Raw genomic sequence first — 2,059 nt, forward strand, 5'->3', positions numbered from 1 at the left:
GGACCGAAGTTGGTCGCGGACACTCACGAGCCGCAGTCGTTCGCGTGGTCGGAGCTCGTCCTGAGTGTGCCGGGCATGCGCATCGGTGGCGGCACTGACGAAATCCACCGCAACACCGTCGCCGAGCGATCGCTGGGGCTACCGAAGGACACACCCCTTCGCGCCTGACCTGCTACGAAACGACCTTCGAAAACCAAAATACCTCGAGCCCGAAGGGCACGAGCAACAAGTAAGGACTATCCGATGAAACACCTCGACGGAAAGACGATCGTCGTCACCGGTGCCGGCCGCGGCATCGGTCGTGAGCACGCGCTGCTGTTCGCCCAGGAGGGCGCAAACGTGGTCGTCAACGACCTCGGTGGAGCGCAGGACGGCAGTGGGGCCGCATCCGAACTCGCGCAGGAAGTTGTTGCCGAGATCAAGGCTTCGGGTGGAAAGGCTGTTGCGAACGGTGATGACGTCGCCGGGGCTTCCGGAGTCGCACGTATCGTGTCTACCGCGCTGGACACCTTCGGAGGTGTTGACGGTGTGGTCAACAACGCCGGGATTCTCCGTGACCGGGTTTTGGTCAATATCGACGACGATGACTGGGATCTCGTCCTGCGCGTCAACCTCCGTGGAACTTTCCTCATGACCCGTGAGGTCGCCCGTTACTGGCGTGAGCAGAGTAAGGCGGGCAAGGAAATATCCGGGTCCGTGGTGAATACCAGCAGTGAGTCGGGCGTTTTCGGCAATCCAGGTCAGGCAAACTACTCGGCTGCGAAGTCGGCAGTGGCGACCATGACACAGGTGGCTGCGAAAGAATTGCAGCGGTATGGGGTGCGGGTCAACGCGATTCTGCCGCAGGCCCGTACTCGTCTCACCGAAGGCGCGTTCGGTGACGCATTGGCCGGCAAGGAAGGCGAATTCGACCGGTTCGATCCCGCGAACGTTTCGCCCTTCGTGGGGTACCTGCTCTCGCCGGCATGCTCTCTCAGCGGTGAGGTGTTCCTCGTCGGTGGGTCGCGGGTTCAGCGTATCCAGCCGTGGACCAAGGATCCCGACTGGAAGCTGATGACGGACGGCCGTTGGACGCTCGACGCGCTGGACAAGGCTGTGGCCGACGCCGGCACCCCGAGCGGCGGCAACAGCTGGACGGCGAACCCGCGGAAGGAATCCAAGTGACCACGACCGAGCATTCCGGCGTCGCAGAGGTGGACAAGACCACCGAAGCAAAGATGCCCGAGGCCGTCATCACCGACGAGATGATCGAGTCCATGCGCGCCAGGGCCGGCGTCGACCTCCGTATCGACCACTCCGTGAACAATGAAGAGGCGACCCGCATCGCGATCGCGAAGTTCACCGGCGGCATCGGCGATATCAATCCGTTGTGGACGGACGGTGATCAGGCGAGCGCGTCCGACTACGGCGCTCCGGTAGCACCACCATCCTTTGTGATCGGCTGCTTCTCCGGCATCCAGTTCGGTTGGCCCGGGCTCGGGGCATTCCACAACGCCACCCAGGCGCATTTCTACAAACCGGTCTATCGGGGTGACACGATCACAGCGACGTGTCGCTACGACGGATTCACCGGGCCACGACCCAGCAAGTTCGCGGGCAAGATGGTGACCGACCACTTCATCAACAGCTATCGGAATCAGAACGACGAGCTCGTTGCTCGGATCGACTGGCAGGTAGTGAATTTCGAGCGGGCTTCGGCCAAGTCTCGCGCTACCAAGCCCACTGACAAGGCCGGCAAACCCGAGCTGGTTCTTCCTCATCCCTGGTCCGAGGAGCAAATCCTCGAAGTCGAGGAACAGATCTTGCGTGAGAAGCCGCGCGGCGCCGTGCCCAGGTACTGGGAGGACGTCGAGGTCGGTGAGCAGATCCAGACTCTGACCAAGGGGCCGATCGGTCTCACCGACGAGGTTGCCTTTATCGCGGGCGGCGGCACCCCGATCCCTCGGCTGAAGGCACATGCAGCGGCATTGGTCGACTACCGGGCACATCCGGCGTGGTCGTTCCGCGACCCGGTCATGGGTTCGAGTGAACCCATCTACGCGGTGCACTACAACAAGGC

General features: G+C 62.6%; 3 protein-coding genes. All 3 read left to right on the forward strand.

The features are described from left to right. Nucleotides 1-9 precede the first annotated feature (9 nt). Nucleotides 10-168, forward strand: coding sequence for an acyl-CoA dehydrogenase family protein (locus WAW17_RS16555; RefSeq protein WP_422334036.1), 159 nt, complete (start codon nt 10-12; stop codon nt 166-168). A gap of 75 nt (nt 169-243) precedes the next feature. Further along, the gene (locus WAW17_RS16560; RefSeq protein ID WP_422334034.1) at nt 244-1,164 is read left to right on the forward strand and encodes an SDR family NAD(P)-dependent oxidoreductase; all 921 of its coding nucleotides are present in this window, start codon (nt 244-246) and stop codon (nt 1,162-1,164) included. Then, a partial coding sequence (locus tag WAW17_RS16565; RefSeq protein ID WP_422334035.1) for a MaoC family dehydratase occupies nt 1,161-2,059 on the forward strand: 899 nt, incomplete at its 3' end. The genes WAW17_RS16560 and WAW17_RS16565, both read left to right, overlap by 4 nt.

It is taken from the genome of Rhodococcus sp. (in: high G+C Gram-positive bacteria), from assembly GCF_049286785.1.
Classification (GTDB): Bacteria; Actinomycetota; Actinomycetes; order Mycobacteriales; family Mycobacteriaceae; genus Rhodococcus_F.